Below are 15,742 nucleotides of genomic sequence, written 5' to 3'. Positions count from 1 at the left end.
ACGATTAGAGGAAGACATGGAATTTTTCACAATGATTGACTGGTCGGTCGTGATTCAAATCATCATCATCGACCTTTTACTCGGGGGAGATAACGCTGTTGTGATTGCGTTGGCTTGCCGTAATTTACATCCAAACCAGCGTAAGAAAGGCATTATTTGGGGAACTGCTGGCGCCATTATCCTGCGCGTTATTTTGGTTGCATTTGCGGTCGTCATGTTGCAAATCCCGTTCTTAAAACTTGTGGGGGGCGCATTACTTTTGTGGATTGGCTATAAGTTAATGGTGCAAGAGGATGAAAGTGAACATAACTTAGATGCACCAGACAAATTATTTGCTGCGATTAAGACAATCATCATTGCCGACATTGTGATGAGTCTAGATAACGTTCTAGCAATTGCCGGTGCTGCGGGCCAAGTTGATAACTCAGCTCATCAAATTGGTTATGTGATTTTTGGTTTGATCGTATCTGTGCCAATTATTGTTGCAGGAAGCAAGATCGTATTATTTTTGATTGATCGCTTCCCACTGATTGTGACGGCTGGTGCGGGTCTCCTGGGCTGGATTGCTGGCGGAATGATGGTTACGGATCCTGCTCTCATTAAGCAGTTTGGCGAGGGATTGGAGTCCTACGCTACCATTGCTGGCATTGCTGGTGCGGTGGGTGTCATGGCCTTCGGTGAATTGATGAAGCGCCGTGCCAAGAATTCAAAAGCTGCATAGTACTGATATTAAAATCAAGGATTACTGACAACTAATAAGCCCCTCTGCGATGGATTTCTGTCCGAAGATAGAGGTCCATTAAGGAGGGGATTTTTTATGCACACAAATCATCAAGTCACTGACGATCAGCGCGGATTCACATTAATTGAGGTCATGGTCGTCGTGGCTATCATAGGCATCTTAGTTGCCGTCGCTGTTCCACAGTATCAGGATTACATTGCTCGTGGACGAGTGGTGGAAGGCTTAAATCTTGCCTCGAGTGCTAAATTGGCGGTGACTGAGGCATATGCCAGCAAAGGGCCAAGCCCAATGGATCGGGTTACCCAAGAGTCATTTTCATTTACCCCAACGCGAAGTGTGAAAGACATTGAGATCTTGGCAAGTGGGGCGATTGCAATTGATTACCAAACCTCGGTGGCGCCTGATGGTAAAAATAGCTTGATTTTGATTCCAACCAATGAACCAGATGTAGCCTCACCCAGAGCAATTGATCTCTCACAGAGTAATTTGGTGACTTGGTCAGGTGGTTGGTCGTGCCGATCGGAGCAAACAAACTTACCCGCCAAGCTCTTGCCAGCGGAGTGCCGCGTAGGTAAGTAGGTATCGGTTATGGCGAGTGTTTAGCTCGCCTTCCAATCACCCGATTTACCACCGCTCTTTTCAAGTAACTTAATGTCGCTCATGACCATGCCTCGGTCGACGGCTTTGCACATGTCGTAGATAGTGAGTAGGGCAATTTGGGTGGCGGTGAGTGCCTCCATTTCAACGCCGGTGGGCCCAGTGGTCTCGGCTCTGGCTTGACAATAAATCGTGTGACTTGACTGATCAGACTGAAACTCAATACTGACGTGGGTGAGTGCTATGGGGTGACAAAGCGGGATGAGATCAGCAGTTTTCTTGGCCGCCTGTATTCCAGCGATTCGGGCGATGCCAAGAACATCCCCCTTTTTATGACCACCCGACTCAATGAGTTCATAGGTGTTAGGATTCATTTGAATCCGGCCAGTCGCAATCGCTACCCGGTGGGTAGAAGCTTTATCGCCAACATCGACCATATGCGCTTGGCCGCTGGAATCAAAATGCGTCAGTTTGTTCATACAAGAGGTTTTACCATATAGGCATGGGTAAGCAAGCAAAACGAATCATTGCATTGATCTTAAGCGGGATCTTGAGTATCTCCTCCTTGGCCCAACAGCCAGGGGTGTCGGTGACTCAAGATAGCGCCGCCAAGGAGAACCTTGGGCGCGTGATTCAGTCACCGGAAGCGCGCTCAGCCAATTTACCCTCCCGAAATACTTTGCAATCGCAGCCCACCTTGGTGTTGCCAGATATGGGTGATCCTGGCGGTGATGCCCTCAGTCCGCTTGATGAGCGCAAGATCGGCGAGCAGATCATGCGTGAAATTCGTAGAGATCGGGATTTTTCAAATGATTGGCCCATCTACGATTACCTCAATTCGATGGAGCGGCGTCTCATGCAAGCCGCAAAACGCTTGCAACTGGGCGGAGCGAATGCTCAAGGCAGCGCGGCATATGACTATGAGGTGTTTGCGGTGAAGGATCCATCAATTAACGCATTTGCATTACCCGGTGGATTTATTGGTTTTCATACGGGACTTTTGATTACTGCAGAAACCGATTCAGAGGTCGCCTCGGTGATGGGCCATGAGATTGGCCATGTGTTGCAACGCCACTTAGCGCGCTCTTTAGAGCGCCAAGGTACCAATTCCATCATTGCATTGGCGGGCATTGTGCTTGGTGCACTAGCAGCGGCCAGTAATCCTGGTGCTGCTGCCGGCCTGATCACGGGTGGTCAGGCCTTAGCGATTCAGAATCAACTCTCGTATTCGCGGGATGCGGAGCGCGAGGCTGATCGGATTGGTTTTCAGATCTTACAAGCGAGCGGTTACGATGTGAATGGCGCACCCGCATTTTTTCAGCGCTTACAAAAAGCTTACGGAATTATGGATAGTGGTGTGCCGGGGTATTTACGCACTCATCCCTTAACCACCGACCGAATTGCCGATATGCAAGATCGGGCAAGGACGGTCTCACAAAATCGAGTCCCCAGTGCGCTCGAGTTTTATTTAGTTAAAGCCCGAGCTCGCATCGAACAAAGTGGGAGCACTAGCGGTTTATTTGATCTGCGTAATTTATTTGAGAGTTTGAGTAAACAAGCCTCCCCTGAAAAGCAAATGGAGGGTTTCTATGGCTTGGCCTTAGTTGCCCAAAAGCAGGGTCGTTTTGATCAGGCTGAGGGTTTTTTACAAAAGGCTCGGGCCATCGCACAAAATGTCTTGGCACCAGGATCACCTGTACAGCGTCAGAGTTTATCGTTTGATTACACCGCATCCGAACTAGCGCTGGCCAGAGGTAAGCCTGAGGAAGCTTTGCAATATGCCCAAAATGCGGCCAAGGCAGATTCGTTTTCATTCTCCGCAGTTGTAGCAACGGTCAACGCGGAATTGCGTTTGGGTCGAACCAATGATGCAATTAATTTACTACGAGCCAAGACCAAGGCGCAGCCTAATGAGACGATCTGGTGGGATTTGCTAGCACGCGCTTACGATCAAGACAAAAAAATTGGTTTACGGCATTACGCACTTGCTGAGAAATTCGCTACTGAAGGAGCTTGGCCATCAGCGATTGAGCAACTTAAGATCGCGCGCTCGGTAGCGGGCAATGATTTTTATTTGGGATCAGTTATTGATGCTCGACTGCGGGTGTTTCAGAATCAATATCGCGAAGAGCAAAAAGAGCAAAAAAAGAGCTAGTGCAACTCGTGCTGGTCGCTCGGAAATTCAAAGTCATCATCGTGGGAGCGACTTGCGTGTAAATGGGCAATGCGCCAGCCTTTACCGTCTTGCATGAGGACTAGGGTGATATTGATCATAAAGTCGGCTTCAATCTGGTTATTCTTAAAATAAACTGCTTCAGTAGAATCAAACACCGCAGCACTCACAGTAATGTGTTCAATGCAAGCAATCGGTTCTAAATAAAGGGGCCGTGCGAGCATCCGCTCGAGCCCCATCCGGATCTCCGCATGACCGCTTAAGCGGTTCCCTTCTGGTAATACGCAAGTAATTGAGTCGTCATCAAGCCACAATGCTAGCGCGCCTTCGACATCTCCTTGACGCAAGGTCTCACGCCAAGCATCAATGACCTCATCGGGGTTCTGAAAGAGTCGTGCAAAGCGCGGCATAAGCGATCTAATGGGTTATTAATGGTGTAAGCATACTGTAGACGCGTTCTGCTTCAATCTGATTGAGGCAATTGAGATGCCCTAGCGGGCAGGTACGCTGATAGCAGGGGCTGCAGTCCAGTCCCAACCAAATGACCTGGGCTTTTTGGGATAAAGGCGGCGTATGCTTGGGATTACTTGAGCCAAAAATAGCAATTTGGGGAACCGCTAAAGCTGCAGCAATATGCATAAGACCGGAGTCGTTGCTAATGAGGGATGTGCATTGCGCGATCAGCGCCATCGATTGGTCTAAGCGAATCGTGCCACACCAGTTATGAAGCCGCTTAGAAAGATTGGAACCTTGCACAATTTCTTGGCCAAGTGCGTGATCGGTAAGGCTGCCCAAAATAATAATTTTCGTGTCTGGATGGCCTTCTAAAATTTGGGTTGCTAACTTCGCAAAGTGACCGGTTGGCCAACGTTTTGCAGGACCGTATTCAGCACCTGGTGCAAATACATAATAAGACCCGCCCCCGATTTGATCGATCTTGTTTGCCGCCCATTTCACAAGTACGGGATCAATCGTTAAGCGAGGCTGAGGAAGATTTTTTAGATCCGCTGTCGGGTTGAGACCTTCCACTAATTTTGCATAGTGCTCGATCATTGGTGTGCGTGCGTGACGTGATGGATTGGGTAAAGAGAGATTGATTAACCCAAACCGAAACTCGCCTTGGTAACCAATCCGTTTTGGGATTTTGGCAAGCCATGGGATGAGTGCCGACTTAAAACTATTAGGAAGTACAAATGCCATTTCATAATCTTGCCGCTTTAGCTCCTGGGCAATTGATCGCCGCAATCCCCACTGCAAGGCTCCGTGTTGAAAATCATGCTCAATGATTGAGGTCATTTCAGGGCATGCACGGTAGATAGGGCCTACCCAAGGAGTGCATAAGACATCAATACTGGAATTGGGAAACCGATTGTGAATGAGGGTAATAAGCGGCAAGGACATAACCGCATCCCCAATCCAATGCGGGGCGATAACGAGGATGCGTGGCATAGCGAAGCCCCGTTTTGGGACGATCTTAGTGACCGTGAGGTTCGGTACCAGGAATCACGTGATATTCAGTGCCGCAATACGGGCATTTAACTTGACCGGTAGCCAGAATATCCAGAAAAACGCGTGGGTGATAGTTCCAGGCTGGGGTATCTTTGGTTGGGCAATGCAGTGGTAAGTCATTGCCATGAACCATGACCGCATTCATTTCGTTTAAATCACGCATACCAATTTAAAGTTAGACAGTGGTTAACCAAGCACGGTAACGGTCGTTTCGACCATACACCGTATCGAAAAATACATCCTGAATTTGTTTGGTAATCGGACCGCGTTTACCATCACCAATCGCTCGGTCATCGAGTTCACGAATTGGGGTCACTTCAGCTGCGGTACCAGTAAAGAATGCTTCATCAGCCGAGTACACCTCATCTCGGGTGATGCGTTTTTCTCGAACCTCAAATCCTAAATCTTTGGCAATGCGGATGATGGAGTCACGAGTAATACCATCAAGGCAGGAAGCCAAATCAGGGGTGAACACAATGCCATTGCGCACCATGAACATGTTCTCACCCGAACCTTCGGAGACATAGCCTTCGGTATCCAATAAGAGGGCTTCATCATAGCCATTAGCAGCGACTTCTTGATGCGCCAGGATTGAATTAATGTAGTAACCCGAGGCTTTCGCACGAACGAGTGAGGAGTTCACAAAGTGACGCGTAAAGGATGAGGTTTTAACGCGAATCCCTTTGTTAATGCCATCTTCACCAAGGTAGGCACCCCATTGCCAGGCGGCAATTGCCGTATGTACTTTATTGCCAGTTGGCGAAATTCCCAACTTTTCCGAGCCAATAAAAATAATGGGGCGGATATAGCACGAGGCCAATTTGTTATCGCGTACAACTTGAAGAATGGCTTGTGCAATTTGCTCTTCGCTGTAATCGATTTTCATCTGGAAAATCTTAAGGCCATTAAAAAGGCGTTTCACATGTTCAGCTAAGCGAAACACCGCAGTGCCGTTTTCGGTTTTGTAGGCGCGAATGCCCTCAAAGATGCCCATGCCGTAGTGAAGGCTATGCGTTAGCACATGAATATTGGCATCCCGCCAGGGAACCAGTTTGCCATCGAACCAAATAACTCCATCACGGTCAGACATCGACATTATTAGCACCTTTATGTTGTAGTGGGCTTGCAGATTGTTTATGCAATTTAGCCCCAAAGCCTTATTGTAGAGCAGAGGAATCGCTCGGGCTGCCGTCCAATTGGGCGGGCTTTCTATAATCTGTCGATCTATGGATTTCGCTCGCCTGACTGCTAAATTACCTTACTTTGGTTGGAGCCAACAACAGCAATCGGCCTGGCGTGGTGGACTGAAAACGATGTCGCGCTCAGCCCTTGCTATCTTTAGTTGGGCGGTGGTGACTGGACTGGCAATGGGCAAATCATCTTTGTCTACTGAGCAAGCTCTGGCGATGAGCTTATTTGTCTTTGCCGGCTCAGCTCAGCTTGCCGCCCTTCCGCTCATTGGGGCTGGATTTTCGGTCTTAACGATCTTAATTACTGCATTGATTGTGAACTTGCGCTTTGTGATTTTTAGTATTGGCGTACAAGCGCACTTTTCTCATTTACCTGCCTGGCGAAGAGCCATCTTGGGATATTTCACAGCGGATTTTGGGTATTTGATGTACACCAGTCGCTTTGGCGAGGTGCAAACGGAGGCCGAGCGTAAGAACGATTCGTATTACCGTACTTACTTTATGTATGGGCTTGCCACGGGTAACTGGGGTATCTGGCAAGCCGGTTCAATTTTAGGGATTATGGGCGCAAGTCAAATCCCAGATGAATGGGGGCTGGAATTTGCAGGGACCCTAGCTCTAATTGCGGTGATTGTCCCAATGCTAGATCACCGGGCAGCCCGCTGGGCAGCCGTCGTCGCAGCGATGGTTGCCATTCTGACTTATAGCTTGCCTCTTAAGCTTAATTTGACGGCCGCCATTCTGGCCGCGATCGTGGTTGGGATCTTGGCCGACCGCTCATCCAAGGTGATGCGATGAGATCAGACTCCTTGGGCGCTTTTGAGATTGCTTTACTCATTGGGGGGATGGCCTTCATAACCCTATTAACCCGTTCTTTTTTTGTGTTCTTGGGCGCACGCGTTCGAGTGCCTGAGTTGATTCTTCGGGCAATTCGATATGCACCGCTAGCAGCCATTGTGGGTATTGTGGCACCCGAACTGCTTTTACCCCCAGGAGCGGCCGAAATCACTCAAATAGACTGGAAATCCCCTAACCTTTGGGGTGGGTTCGCGGGCTTTATTGCGTATTTCTGGACGCGTCAGATGTTGCCAACCCTGATTTTGGGTATGACCGTGTTTAGTTTGGTGCGCTACTGGCTCTAAAATAGAACTTTCACTCTAAATACTCTAATTTCTCCAAATTTAATAACCTATGTCTTCCACCTTGCTTCACGTAAAGCGCCTGAGTGATCTCGCAGCATCTGGTCAACTCAAAGGCAAGCGAGTATTTATCCGTGCGGATTTGAATGTCCCTCAAGACGAGGCAGGCAACATTACAGAAGATACGCGGATTCGGGCGTCGATCCCGGCGATTCAGATGTGTTTGGATGGCGGGGCAGCGGTGATGGTGACCTCTCATTTGGGTCGGCCTAGCGAAGGAGCGTTTAAGGCAGAAGATAGTTTGGCGCCCATTGCCCATCGTATTGCTGAAATCCTAAATCGCAAAGTTCCATTAATTAGTAATTGGGTTGACGGTGGTTTTGAGCTGACCCCGGGCGATCTGGTTCTTTTAGAAAACTGTCGGGTCAATGTCGGCGAGAAAAAAAATGCCGATGAATTAGCTAAAAAAATGGCTGCCTTATGCGATGTGTACGTTAATGATGCCTTTGGCACGGCGCATCGTGCAGAGGCAACGACGCATGGTATTGCCCGGTTTGCCAACGTCGCGTGTGCTGGTCCCCTCATGGCTGCTGAGCTCGATGCCTTGAGTCGGGCTTTAGCGGAACCCCGAAGGCCTCTCGTTGCCATTGTGGCGGGTTCCAAGGTATCAACTAAATTAACCATTCTGAAATCACTCGCTGAGAAAGTTGATGAGTTGATTGTTGGCGGTGGGATCGCCAACACCTTTTTATTGGCCAAAGGGTTCAATATTGGCAAATCGCTAGCCGAACCAGATTTGATTAATGAGGCTAAAGAAATTATTGCGCTAATGGAAAAGCGCGGGGCTCGTGTTCCGATTCCTGAGGATGTGGTGGTTGCAAATGAGTTATCTCCTCTAGCCAGAGCTAATCGGGTACCCGTCGATGAAGTGGCCCCAGACGACATGATTTTAGATGTTGGCCCAAAAACAGCCGCCAAACTATCGATGATGCTTGCTCATGCCGGTACGATTGTTTGGAATGGTCCTTTAGGCGTATTTGAGATTGATCAATTTGGGGGTGGCACCAAAATGATTGCAGCAGCCATTGCTCACTCACCCGCATTCTCGATTGCTGGTGGTGGAGACACCTTAGCCGCCATTGCGAAGTACGGCATCGAGAATCAAGTGGACTACATTTCAACCGGAGGCGGGGCGTTCTTAGAGTTTCTTGAAGGTAAAACCCTACCTGCATTTGCTGTGCTCGCAGAGCGCGCGAAGGAGTAATCATGCAACGAGCAACTAAAATTATTGCCACGCTAGGGCCAGCGTCCGAGAAGCCCGAGGTCTTGCGCGACATGATTCGTGCGGGGCTTAATGTGGTTCGTCTCAATTTTTCGCACGGAACCGTCGCTGACCATCGGGCGCGTTATGACCTGGTTCGTCAAATATCTAAAGAGCTTGATCGTGAAGTTGGCATCATGGCCGATTTACAGGGTCCGAAGATTCGGGTGGGTAAGTTTGCCAATGGAAAAGTCATTCTTCAAGAGGGCGCTCGCTTCATCTTGGACGTCAATTGTGAGCTTGGCAATGAAGAGCGGGTGGGGTTGGACTATAAAAATTTACCCAATGATGTTCAAGCGGGTGATCGACTTTTACTCAATGACGGTTTGATTGTCTTGGTAGTCGACCAAGTCAAGGGCGGAGAGATTTACACGCGCGTAGAGAGTGGCGGCCCCCTATCGAATAACAAGGGTATTAATCGTGCCGGTGGTGGCTTAACGGCACCCGCCCTCACCGAAAAAGATATTGCTGATTTGGATGCCGCAATTTCAATGGGAGTTGACTTCTTAGCCATTAGCTTTCCAAAGGATGGCGCAGATATGGCCTATGCCCGCCAGCTCGCAGATGCAGCAAGTGCGAAGCACGGCAAAGGCAAAGCGCGTCTCATTGCTAAAGTTGAGCGTGCTGAGGCGATCGTTACCGAAGCCCTGCAGAGCATCATTGATGAGAGCGACGGCATTATGGTTGCTCGCGGTGATCTAGCAATTGAAGTTGGTAATCCAGCAGTACCTGCATTGCAAAAGCGCATGATTCGGATGGCTTTGGATGCGAACAAATTTACCATCACCGCTACACAAATGATGGAGTCGATGATTAGTGCTCCAGTACCAACCCGTGCCGAGGTGAGTGACGTTGCCAATGCAGTATTGGACGGTACTGACGCCGTGATGCTTTCAGCAGAATCAGCCACCGGTCAGTTCCCAGTGAAAACCATTGAGCAGATGGCCGCCATTTGTATCGAAGCAGAAAAATCCGAAGTGGTTCACTTGGATACGGACTTCTTGGACCAGCGCTTTGAACGGATTGATCAAGCGATTGCCCTTGGTGCACTCTTTACGGCGCACCATCTCAATGCCGCCGCGATTGCAGCTCTAACCGACTCTGGTTCAACGCCAATTTGGATGAGTCGACATAACATTCGAGTACCCATATTTGCCCTGACCAGTCGCGTGGAAACCCAGCGCGCCTTAAGTACGTATCGCAACGTTAGACCTTTTAGTATTGGTAAAGGTGCCGATCGAGAATCCGCTCTAATTCAAGTGGAGGAGCGTTTAAAGAAGTTGGGGGTCGTCAAATCGGGAGACACGATTGTTTTAACGATTGGTGAGCCGATGGATCAGCCTGGCGGTACTAACACTTTGAAAATTATTAAAGTTCGTTAATCATGCATGCTTTGCACACCACGTCGATTCGCTCGCTGCCATTAGTGTCACGTGGCAAAGTGCGTGATGTCTATGCGATCGATCAGGACCGTTTATTGATGATTACAAGCGATCGTATCTCTGCATTCGATGTGGTGATGCAAGAGGCTATCCCTGAGAAGGGTGTGGTGCTCAATCAAATGAGTAATTTTTGGTTTTCTCATTTGGCCCATGTCATCCCAAATCACTTAACTGGTATTGATCCTAGTACCGTAGTTGATCCAACCGAGATTGACCAAGTGCGCGGTCGAGCCGTCGTTGCAAAGCGCTTAACACCTATTTTGGTTGAGGCAGTTGTAAGGGGGTACTTGGCTGGCAGTGGTTGGAAAGACTATCAAGAAACTGGTTCAGTTTGTGGAATCGCATTGCCAAGTGGTATGCAAAATGCGCAGGTACTTCCAGAGCCTATTTTTACTCCAGCGGCCAAAGCAGAGATGGGCCACCATGATGAAAATATTTCCTATGCAGAGGTTGAGCGTCGCATTGGGGGTGAGTTAGCGAAAAAGATTAAAAATACTAGTATTCGTTTGTACACCGAGGCAGCAGACTATGCGCGACGTCGTGGAATTATTATTGCGGATACCAAATTTGAGTTTGGTTTAGATGCATCGGGACAATTGGTTTTGATGGATGAGATCCTAACGGCCGACTCTTCACGGTTTTGGCCTGCTGATACCTATCAACTCGGTTCAAATCCCCCTTCGTTTGATAAGCAATTTTTGCGCGATTGGCTCGAGTCGGTGAGGATCGAAGGACGGCCTTGGAATAAGTCTGCGCCCGCCCCTCATTTACCGGATGCGATTATTCAGAAAACCGCAGAAAAATACCGTGAGGCATGGCAACGCCTAACCCAGTAATGGGGGCCTAGAGCCTCATAAAGACTGCGATAATACAAATTTGAGATTCTTGGAGTGTTCATGACGAGTCCGGTCATCGTAGGCGTAGTGATGGGATCCAATTCCGATTGGGATACGATGCAACACGCGGTTCATGTGTTAGAGCATTTTGGGGTTCCCCACGAAAAACAAGTGCTGTCTGCTCATCGCATGCCTGATGAAATGTTTGCCTATGCTGAATCTGCCCAGGCGCGAGGTTTGAGAGCCATCATCGCAGGAGCAGGAGGAGCTGCTCATTTGCCTGGAATGTTGGCATCCAAAACAATTGTTCCGGTATGGGGGGTGCCCGTTCCCAGTAAGTATTTGCGCGGGGAAGACTCCTTATATTCGATTGCACAGATGCCCAAAGGAATTCCAGTAGCAACGTTTGCGATTGGCGAAGCCGGTGCAGCAAACGCAGCCTTACATATCGTTGCTATGCTGGCCCATTCGGACTCTGTGCTCGCAAAAAAATTGCATGAGTTTCGGATAGAGCAAACCCAAGTCGCCAGTGCAATGAAGTTGCCATAAGCGACTTATCTCAATTAGCACTCACCATGAGTTCATCGCAAAGTATGAATTTGAATCATCAACAGGCAATTCTTCCGCCAGCATGGCTTGGTATTTTGGGCGGCGGCCAATTAGGACGAATGTTTGTGCATGAGGCGCAATCCTTGGGCTACAAGGTCTGTGTTTTGGATCCTGATCCTTTAAGTCCAGGGGGTGCGGTTGCTGAAAAGCACCTCTGCGCTAATTACGATGATGTAATCGCATTAAAAGAGATGGCAGCGCTTTGTGCAACCATCAGTACCGAGTTTGAGAACGTTCCAGCGAAGACCTTAGATTATTTTGAAGGGCAGGGAATTTTCGTAGCGCCTCGCGGCGCCTGTGTTTCGATTGCACAAGACCGAATCGTCGAAAAGCAGTTTTTGAAACAATGCCAAGAGCTTTCTGGTATCGGTCCTGCACCTCATGCAGTGATTCGCTCAGAGAGTGATTTTGCGCTTCTGCCCGATGATCTATTTCCAGGGATCTTAAAGACTGCGCGCTTGGGTTATGACGGCAAAGGTCAGGTTACGGTTCATCAACGAAATGAGCTCGGTAAGGCTTGGCGCGATTTGGGCTGCGTAGATTGTGTGCTCGAAAAACGGATGCCGTTAGCCTTTGAAGTATCGGCGTTAGTGGTACGGGGTCATGATGGGCAATCCGTTGCATATCCGATTTCGGAGAATGTTCATCGAAACGGGATTTTGCACACCAGCACGGTTCCATCCCCATCCCTTCAAGCTAGCTTACTACCAAAAATCATTGGTGCTAGTCAGTTGATTGCCAAAGAAATGGGCTATGTCGGCGTTTTGTGTGTCGAATACTTTGTTTTGGATGATCATACGGTAATCGTCAATGAGATTGCGCCAAGGCCCCATAATTCAGGGCACTACACCATGGACGCTTGTGTAACTAGTCAATTTGAGCAACAGGTCCGAGCCATGGCGCGACTCCCTCTAGGAGACGTCCGTCTGCTAACGAATGTTTCTATGCTTAATATTTTGGGTGATGCGTGGTTTACCTCTGGAGTAATGCAAGAGCCCCCCTGGAATCAAGTGCTGGATCATCCCAGTGCGAAGTTGCATTTATATGGCAAGGCAAGTCCAAAGCTTGGACGCAAGATGGGTCATATCAATTGCTTGGGCCATACCATTGAGGAGGCGAAGCAGGCCTGTGCCGAGGTTGCCAATCATTTGGCGATTGCTCCTTAAGCTTGGTAATGGATGAGCTACATTCGCTTTTATTAGACCGCGCGCTCAACACGATTCGTGCTGGTCAGCTTGTCGCCATTCCTACCGAAACGGTATATGGCTTAGGTGCTGATGCAAGTAATCGCGATGCGGTCCAAAAAATCTATCAACTAAAGGGAAGACCTGCTAATCACCCTCTAATTATTCATGTGCAAGCGCCACTAGCGGGTAGCAAAGATACCGAAAAAGACTGGTTGACCGTTTTAGATCCTTGGACTCGGCATATCTCAGAGACTGCTCTTACTTTGATTACGCATTTTTGGCCAGGGCCCCTAACCTTGGTATTTGAGAAAAGTAAACTAGTTTTGGATTGTGTCACCGGAGGACAATCTACCGTTGCGATCCGCTCACCCGCTCATCCACTGACCCAGGAGCTATTGCGTCGTTTTGGGGGCGGAATTGCTGCACCATCTGCCAATCGTTACGGACGTATCTCACCAACCTCCGCCGCGGACGTTGAGACTGAGTTTCCAAATAATCCAAATTTATTGATTTTGGATGGCGGCCCTTGTGAACACGGGATTGAGTCAACGATCTTGGATGTCTCTGGGGAGGGGTTACCTAAATTACTTCGACCAGGATCGATTAGTCCATCCATGATTAAGGCAAGTACTGGAATCGATGTAGTCAGTAGTTCAGGCATAGCGAACCAACCCCGGGTATCCGGTACTCATCTGGCTCACTATGCGCCCCACACCGCTCTGTATCTGTATTCAGAATCTGACATTGCATCTCAACTCAGTGGATTTATGAATCAAGAACCCAAGTTACGATTGGCTGTAATCGTTTGGGAGCATGAGCATTCGCATCATCAAGAGGAACTTAAAGCATATTTACAAAACATAACCTTCATAGCGATTGCGATGGATCCCGGACTACTTGCAAAGCAACTTTATCGTCTTTTAAGGGATCTTGATCAAGGCCAATACCAAGGCATTTTTATCCCAAGCCCCCCAAAGACTGAGGCATGGGATGCAGTACGTGATCGGCTTCAGCGCGCATCTTTTGGATCTGGACCATCTTCTAATAACCATGTGAGCAGTTGATCGTGTACCTCTTGCCCTCGATTGGCTTTGGGGTCATTGATGAATGAGGTCACTGCATAGATCCGACCTGATTTACTAAAGACATAACCCGAGATGGTGCGCACATGATTTAGGGAGCCTGTTTTAATTCGGGCCTCTGGCTTTTTCTTGAGGTGTAAAAATTTTCGTAATTGCGTAATTAAACGGTGACGCATCGTTCCCTCCGATCCTGCAGCCGGCAAGGTATTGGCAAAGGCCTCTGCAATCGGTAAGTTTTGAGCTGAAATTAAGAGGCTATTGAGATGACGTGCCGAGATTGCTTCATTACGAGATAAGCCCGAACCATTTTCAATCACTAGTTCCGGAAAATCCAATCCTCGTTGATTAAGCCAGGCCTGCACCACGCCTTTTGCCGATTCGATATCAGCGGGCTTGCCAACTTTTTCAAGTGCTAATGTCAAAAAAACCTGCCTTGCCATGACATTATTTGATAATTTATTAATGTCTTCGGTAGCATCTAACAAACTCAGGCCCTCAAAACTTAATAGAGGACGCGCATACACAGGAACTGACCCAGCTTGACCGCTAGGTGGGCGAACCCAAAGACCCCCAGCATCTTCCCATGCAGCTGTAAACCCTAGAGTCAGAAACGTATCAGGATCAAACTTAACCGCATTGAATGTAATTTCTCGACATTTTTGAGAGAGTTCTCCCGAAAAAATAGCTTTCCATTGAATTGCTGATTTGTTCTTCAGTTGCGAGCTTGCAATCTCAGTTGGATTCGGAATAATTTCTAACCGAAGATTGCGTCTTGTTCCATCGCAGGGGGTAGGGCGCATCGAAATATCATTTTGAATCGTAAAACGAGCTAACTTTGGGGTGTAGCTGATTTGAGATCCCTGGCCAGTCTTGTTGGGATTGATCTCAAACGATAGTGTCCGAAATGCATACAACAACGGATCAGGGGCGACGTTATAAGCGCGCAAGGTTTCGCCATCAATGGTTACCTCCTCCATCACTTGTTTGGCATATGCACTTCGATCAAAGATTAAATTACCGTCAATGCGTTGTATATCAAGATCGCGTAATTGCTTTGTTAAGCGATCGAGTTCCTCTGGAATCCATTTGGGATCGCCGTGACCTACAAAATAAATATTTCCTTTTAAGGTACCGTTTTTGATCGCACCATCGGTGAAGAGTTCAGTCTTCCATCGATATTTTGGTCCCAAAATATCTAGGGCAACGAGCGTAGTGAGTAATTTGATGGTTGAGGCCGGATTCATTGCCACCTCATCGCGCCAATTCAGGATCTGGCGCGATCCGGGTTTAGGATTGGCTGCCGAAGGGATTTCACTGACGGCAATACTGATTGAGTCTTTTGGGATGCCGCTACGTTTAATCGCCTGCTCAACACCAATTGGCATTGAAGATTGGGCTACAGCGCGATGACCAAGAAAAGGGGTAAAACAAAAAAGTGCTAGTACTAACCCTAGATATTGAGTTAGAAAACTGCGATTTGGCCGATCAAATTTCATTATTTTTCTAATTTGTCAAAAAGTATTTACAGATTTTCCTTATATCTTTGCTAGGATAAACGTGGAGATCTGGTTTGGCCAAATAATGGCGATTCGCTCCTCGACAAATAACACTTCAATAAAGGAAGTAAATCATGACAAAAGCAGACTTAGTGGATGTGATTGCGGATGGAGCGGATTTAAGTAAAACCAAGGCTGAGGAGGTTCTTAATTTAGCCCTCGATGCAATCAAGGCAAGTGTTGCCAAGGGCAATACGATACAGCTGGTCGGGTTTGGAAGCTTTTCCTTGGGTTCGCGCGCTGCACGAATGGGGCGTAACCCAAAAACCGGCGAGGCCATCAAGATTGCAGCATCCAAGACTGTCAAATTTTCGGCTGGCAAATCATTTAAGGATGCAGTTAATAAACGTTAGTTCCGA

At 48.2% G+C, this 15,742-nt stretch carries 18 protein-coding genes; 12 read left to right on the top strand and 6 right to left on the bottom strand.

Features of this window, described 5'->3' with window-relative positions; translation table 11 throughout:
• Positions 1-16 precede the first annotated feature (16 nt).
• Together ICV32_RS08635 and ICV32_RS08630 are read left to right on the top strand one after the other, a co-directional pair.
• The gene (locus tag ICV32_RS08635; protein WP_215370052.1) at positions 17-721 is read left to right on the top strand and encodes a TerC family protein; all 705 of its coding nucleotides are present in this window, start codon (positions 17-19) and stop codon (positions 719-721) included.
• A gap of 96 nt (positions 722-817) precedes the next feature.
• Positions 818-1,321: a pilin gene (locus ICV32_RS08630; RefSeq protein ID WP_215370050.1), complete on the top strand. Its 504-nt coding sequence runs from the start codon at positions 818-820 to the stop codon at positions 1,319-1,321.
• Positions 1,322-1,341: 20 nt separating this feature from the next.
• Here ICV32_RS08630 and moaC read toward each other — a convergent pair whose 3' ends face one another.
• The gene (gene moaC, locus ICV32_RS08625; RefSeq protein WP_215370048.1) at positions 1,342-1,818 is read right to left on the bottom strand and encodes a cyclic pyranopterin monophosphate synthase MoaC; all 477 of its coding nucleotides are present in this window, start codon (positions 1,816-1,818) and stop codon (positions 1,342-1,344) included.
• 23 nt (positions 1,819-1,841) lie between these two features.
• On the opposite strand from moaC, the gene ICV32_RS08620 reads away from it, so the two are divergent.
• The gene (locus ICV32_RS08620) at positions 1,842-3,494 is read left to right on the top strand and encodes a M48 family metalloprotease (RefSeq protein ID WP_215370046.1); all 1,653 of its coding nucleotides are present in this window, start codon (positions 1,842-1,844) and stop codon (positions 3,492-3,494) included.
• On the opposite strand, the gene ICV32_RS08615 is transcribed toward ICV32_RS08620, so the two are convergent.
• From ICV32_RS08615 to ICV32_RS08600, 4 genes are read right to left on the bottom strand one after another with little or no spacing between them, the layout of a single operon-like run.
• Positions 3,491-3,922 (bottom strand): nuclear transport factor 2 family protein, encoded by a 432-nt coding sequence (locus ICV32_RS08615; protein ID WP_215370045.1) that lies wholly within the window; start codon positions 3,920-3,922, stop codon positions 3,491-3,493. The two genes, ICV32_RS08620 and ICV32_RS08615, sit on opposite strands and share 4 nt — an antisense overlap.
• 7 nt (positions 3,923-3,929) lie before the next feature.
• Positions 3,930-4,961 (bottom strand): lipopolysaccharide heptosyltransferase II, encoded by a 1,032-nt coding sequence (gene waaF / locus ICV32_RS08610; RefSeq protein WP_215370043.1) that lies wholly within the window; start codon positions 4,959-4,961, stop codon positions 3,930-3,932.
• Positions 4,962-4,986: 25 nt separating this feature from the next.
• Positions 4,987-5,184 carry a zinc-finger domain-containing protein gene (locus ICV32_RS08605; RefSeq protein ID WP_251371842.1) on the bottom strand — a complete coding sequence of 66 codons (198 nt, stop codon included), beginning with the start codon at positions 5,182-5,184 and terminating at the stop codon, positions 4,987-4,989.
• A 12-nt stretch (positions 5,185-5,196) separates the two neighbouring features.
• On the bottom strand, positions 5,197-6,117 hold the full coding sequence (locus ICV32_RS08600; RefSeq protein WP_215370041.1) for a branched-chain amino acid transaminase: 921 nt from the start codon (positions 6,115-6,117) through the stop codon (positions 5,197-5,199).
• 130 nt (positions 6,118-6,247) lie between these two features.
• Here ICV32_RS08600 and ICV32_RS08595 point away from each other — a divergent pair, with 130 nt between their 5' ends.
• The 8 genes from ICV32_RS08595 to ICV32_RS08560 all read left to right on the top strand — a co-directional run bounded on the left by ICV32_RS08595 (position 6,248) and on the right by ICV32_RS08560 (position 13,809).
• Positions 6,248-7,009 (top strand): AzlC family ABC transporter permease, encoded by a 762-nt coding sequence (locus ICV32_RS08595; protein WP_215370039.1) that lies wholly within the window; start codon positions 6,248-6,250, stop codon positions 7,007-7,009.
• A complete protein-coding gene (locus ICV32_RS08590) occupies positions 7,006-7,353 on the top strand; it encodes an AzlD domain-containing protein (RefSeq protein WP_215370037.1) in 348 nt (115 codons plus the stop codon). Before ICV32_RS08595 ends, ICV32_RS08590 begins: the two co-directional genes overlap by 4 nt.
• Before the next feature lie 61 nt (positions 7,354-7,414).
• A complete protein-coding gene (locus ICV32_RS08585; RefSeq protein WP_286282509.1) occupies positions 7,415-8,614 on the top strand; it encodes a phosphoglycerate kinase in 1,200 nt (399 codons plus the stop codon).
• Between the two features lie 2 nt (positions 8,615-8,616).
• On the top strand, positions 8,617-10,053 hold the full coding sequence (gene pyk, locus ICV32_RS08580) for a pyruvate kinase (protein WP_215370033.1): 1,437 nt from the start codon (positions 8,617-8,619) through the stop codon (positions 10,051-10,053).
• Between the two features lie 2 nt (positions 10,054-10,055).
• Entirely contained in the window at positions 10,056-10,949 is an 894-nt protein-coding gene (locus tag ICV32_RS08575; RefSeq protein WP_371817054.1) for a phosphoribosylaminoimidazolesuccinocarboxamide synthase, read from the top strand.
• A 60-nt stretch (positions 10,950-11,009) separates the two neighbouring features.
• Positions 11,010-11,498, top strand: a complete 489-nt coding sequence (gene purE, locus ICV32_RS08570; RefSeq protein WP_215370032.1) for a 5-(carboxyamino)imidazole ribonucleotide mutase — start codon at positions 11,010-11,012, stop codon at positions 11,496-11,498.
• A 26-nt stretch (positions 11,499-11,524) separates the two neighbouring features.
• Positions 11,525-12,724: a 5-(carboxyamino)imidazole ribonucleotide synthase gene (locus ICV32_RS08565; protein ID WP_215370030.1), complete on the top strand. Its 1,200-nt coding sequence runs from the start codon at positions 11,525-11,527 to the stop codon at positions 12,722-12,724.
• An 8-nt stretch (positions 12,725-12,732) separates the two neighbouring features.
• The gene (locus tag ICV32_RS08560; protein WP_215370028.1) at positions 12,733-13,809 is read left to right on the top strand and encodes an L-threonylcarbamoyladenylate synthase; all 1,077 of its coding nucleotides are present in this window, start codon (positions 12,733-12,735) and stop codon (positions 13,807-13,809) included.
• Here the strand turns inward: ICV32_RS08560 and ICV32_RS08555 are convergent.
• On the bottom strand, positions 13,755-15,323 hold the full coding sequence (locus ICV32_RS08555) for a D-alanyl-D-alanine carboxypeptidase/D-alanyl-D-alanine-endopeptidase (RefSeq protein WP_215370026.1): 1,569 nt from the start codon (positions 15,321-15,323) through the stop codon (positions 13,755-13,757). The two genes, ICV32_RS08560 and ICV32_RS08555, sit on opposite strands and share 55 nt — an antisense overlap.
• 134 nt (positions 15,324-15,457) lie before the next feature.
• Between ICV32_RS08555 and ICV32_RS08550 the strand changes: the two genes are divergently transcribed.
• A complete protein-coding gene (locus ICV32_RS08550; RefSeq protein ID WP_215370024.1) occupies positions 15,458-15,736 on the top strand; it encodes an HU family DNA-binding protein in 279 nt (92 codons plus the stop codon).
• The last annotated feature ends 6 nt before the right edge of the window (positions 15,737-15,742 follow it).

It is taken from the genome of Polynucleobacter sp. MWH-UH24A (assembly GCF_018687475.1).
In the GTDB taxonomy this organism is placed as follows: domain Bacteria; phylum Pseudomonadota; class Gammaproteobacteria; order Burkholderiales; family Burkholderiaceae; genus Polynucleobacter.
Note: the sequence above shows the minus strand (reverse complement) of the source record. Positions and strands in the feature narration are given on the sequence as shown.

What these genes read in the sequence shown, in the direction of transcription:
- ICV32_RS08560 (WP_215370028.1), top strand. Translation starts at nt 12,733, where the DNA reads ATGGATGAGCTACATTCGCTTTTATTAGACCGCGCGCTCAACACGATT.
- ICV32_RS08620 (WP_215370046.1), top strand. Translation starts at nt 1,842, where the DNA reads ATGGGTAAGCAAGCAAAACGAATCATTGCATTGATCTTAAGCGGGATC.
- ICV32_RS08635 (WP_215370052.1), top strand. Translation starts at nt 17, where the DNA reads ATGGAATTTTTCACAATGATTGACTGGTCGGTCGTGATTCAAATCATC.
- moaC (WP_215370048.1), bottom strand. Translation starts at nt 1,818, where the DNA reads ATGAACAAACTGACGCATTTTGATTCCAGCGGCCAAGCGCATATGGTC.
- ICV32_RS08595 (WP_215370039.1), top strand. Translation starts at nt 6,248, where the DNA reads ATGGATTTCGCTCGCCTGACTGCTAAATTACCTTACTTTGGTTGGAGC.
- ICV32_RS08605 (WP_251371842.1), bottom strand. Translation starts at nt 5,184, where the DNA reads ATGCGTGATTTAAACGAAATGAATGCGGTCATGGTTCATGGCAATGAC.
- ICV32_RS08550 (WP_215370024.1), top strand. Translation starts at nt 15,458, where the DNA reads ATGACAAAAGCAGACTTAGTGGATGTGATTGCGGATGGAGCGGATTTA.
- pyk (WP_215370033.1), top strand. Translation starts at nt 8,617, where the DNA reads ATGCAACGAGCAACTAAAATTATTGCCACGCTAGGGCCAGCGTCCGAG.
- ICV32_RS08590 (WP_215370037.1), top strand. Translation starts at nt 7,006, where the DNA reads ATGAGATCAGACTCCTTGGGCGCTTTTGAGATTGCTTTACTCATTGGG.
- ICV32_RS08555 (WP_215370026.1), bottom strand. Translation starts at nt 15,323, where the DNA reads ATGAAATTTGATCGGCCAAATCGCAGTTTTCTAACTCAATATCTAGGG.
- waaF (WP_215370043.1), bottom strand. Translation starts at nt 4,961, where the DNA reads ATGCCACGCATCCTCGTTATCGCCCCGCATTGGATTGGGGATGCGGTT.
- ICV32_RS08575 (WP_371817054.1), top strand. Translation starts at nt 10,056, where the DNA reads ATGCATGCTTTGCACACCACGTCGATTCGCTCGCTGCCATTAGTGTCA.
- ICV32_RS08600 (WP_215370041.1), bottom strand. Translation starts at nt 6,117, where the DNA reads ATGTCGATGTCTGACCGTGATGGAGTTATTTGGTTCGATGGCAAACTG.
- ICV32_RS08565 (WP_215370030.1), top strand. Translation starts at nt 11,525, where the DNA reads ATGAGTTCATCGCAAAGTATGAATTTGAATCATCAACAGGCAATTCTT.
- purE (WP_215370032.1), top strand. Translation starts at nt 11,010, where the DNA reads ATGACGAGTCCGGTCATCGTAGGCGTAGTGATGGGATCCAATTCCGAT.
- ICV32_RS08615 (WP_215370045.1), bottom strand. Translation starts at nt 3,922, where the DNA reads ATGCCGCGCTTTGCACGACTCTTTCAGAACCCCGATGAGGTCATTGAT.
- ICV32_RS08630 (WP_215370050.1), top strand. Translation starts at nt 818, where the DNA reads ATGCACACAAATCATCAAGTCACTGACGATCAGCGCGGATTCACATTA.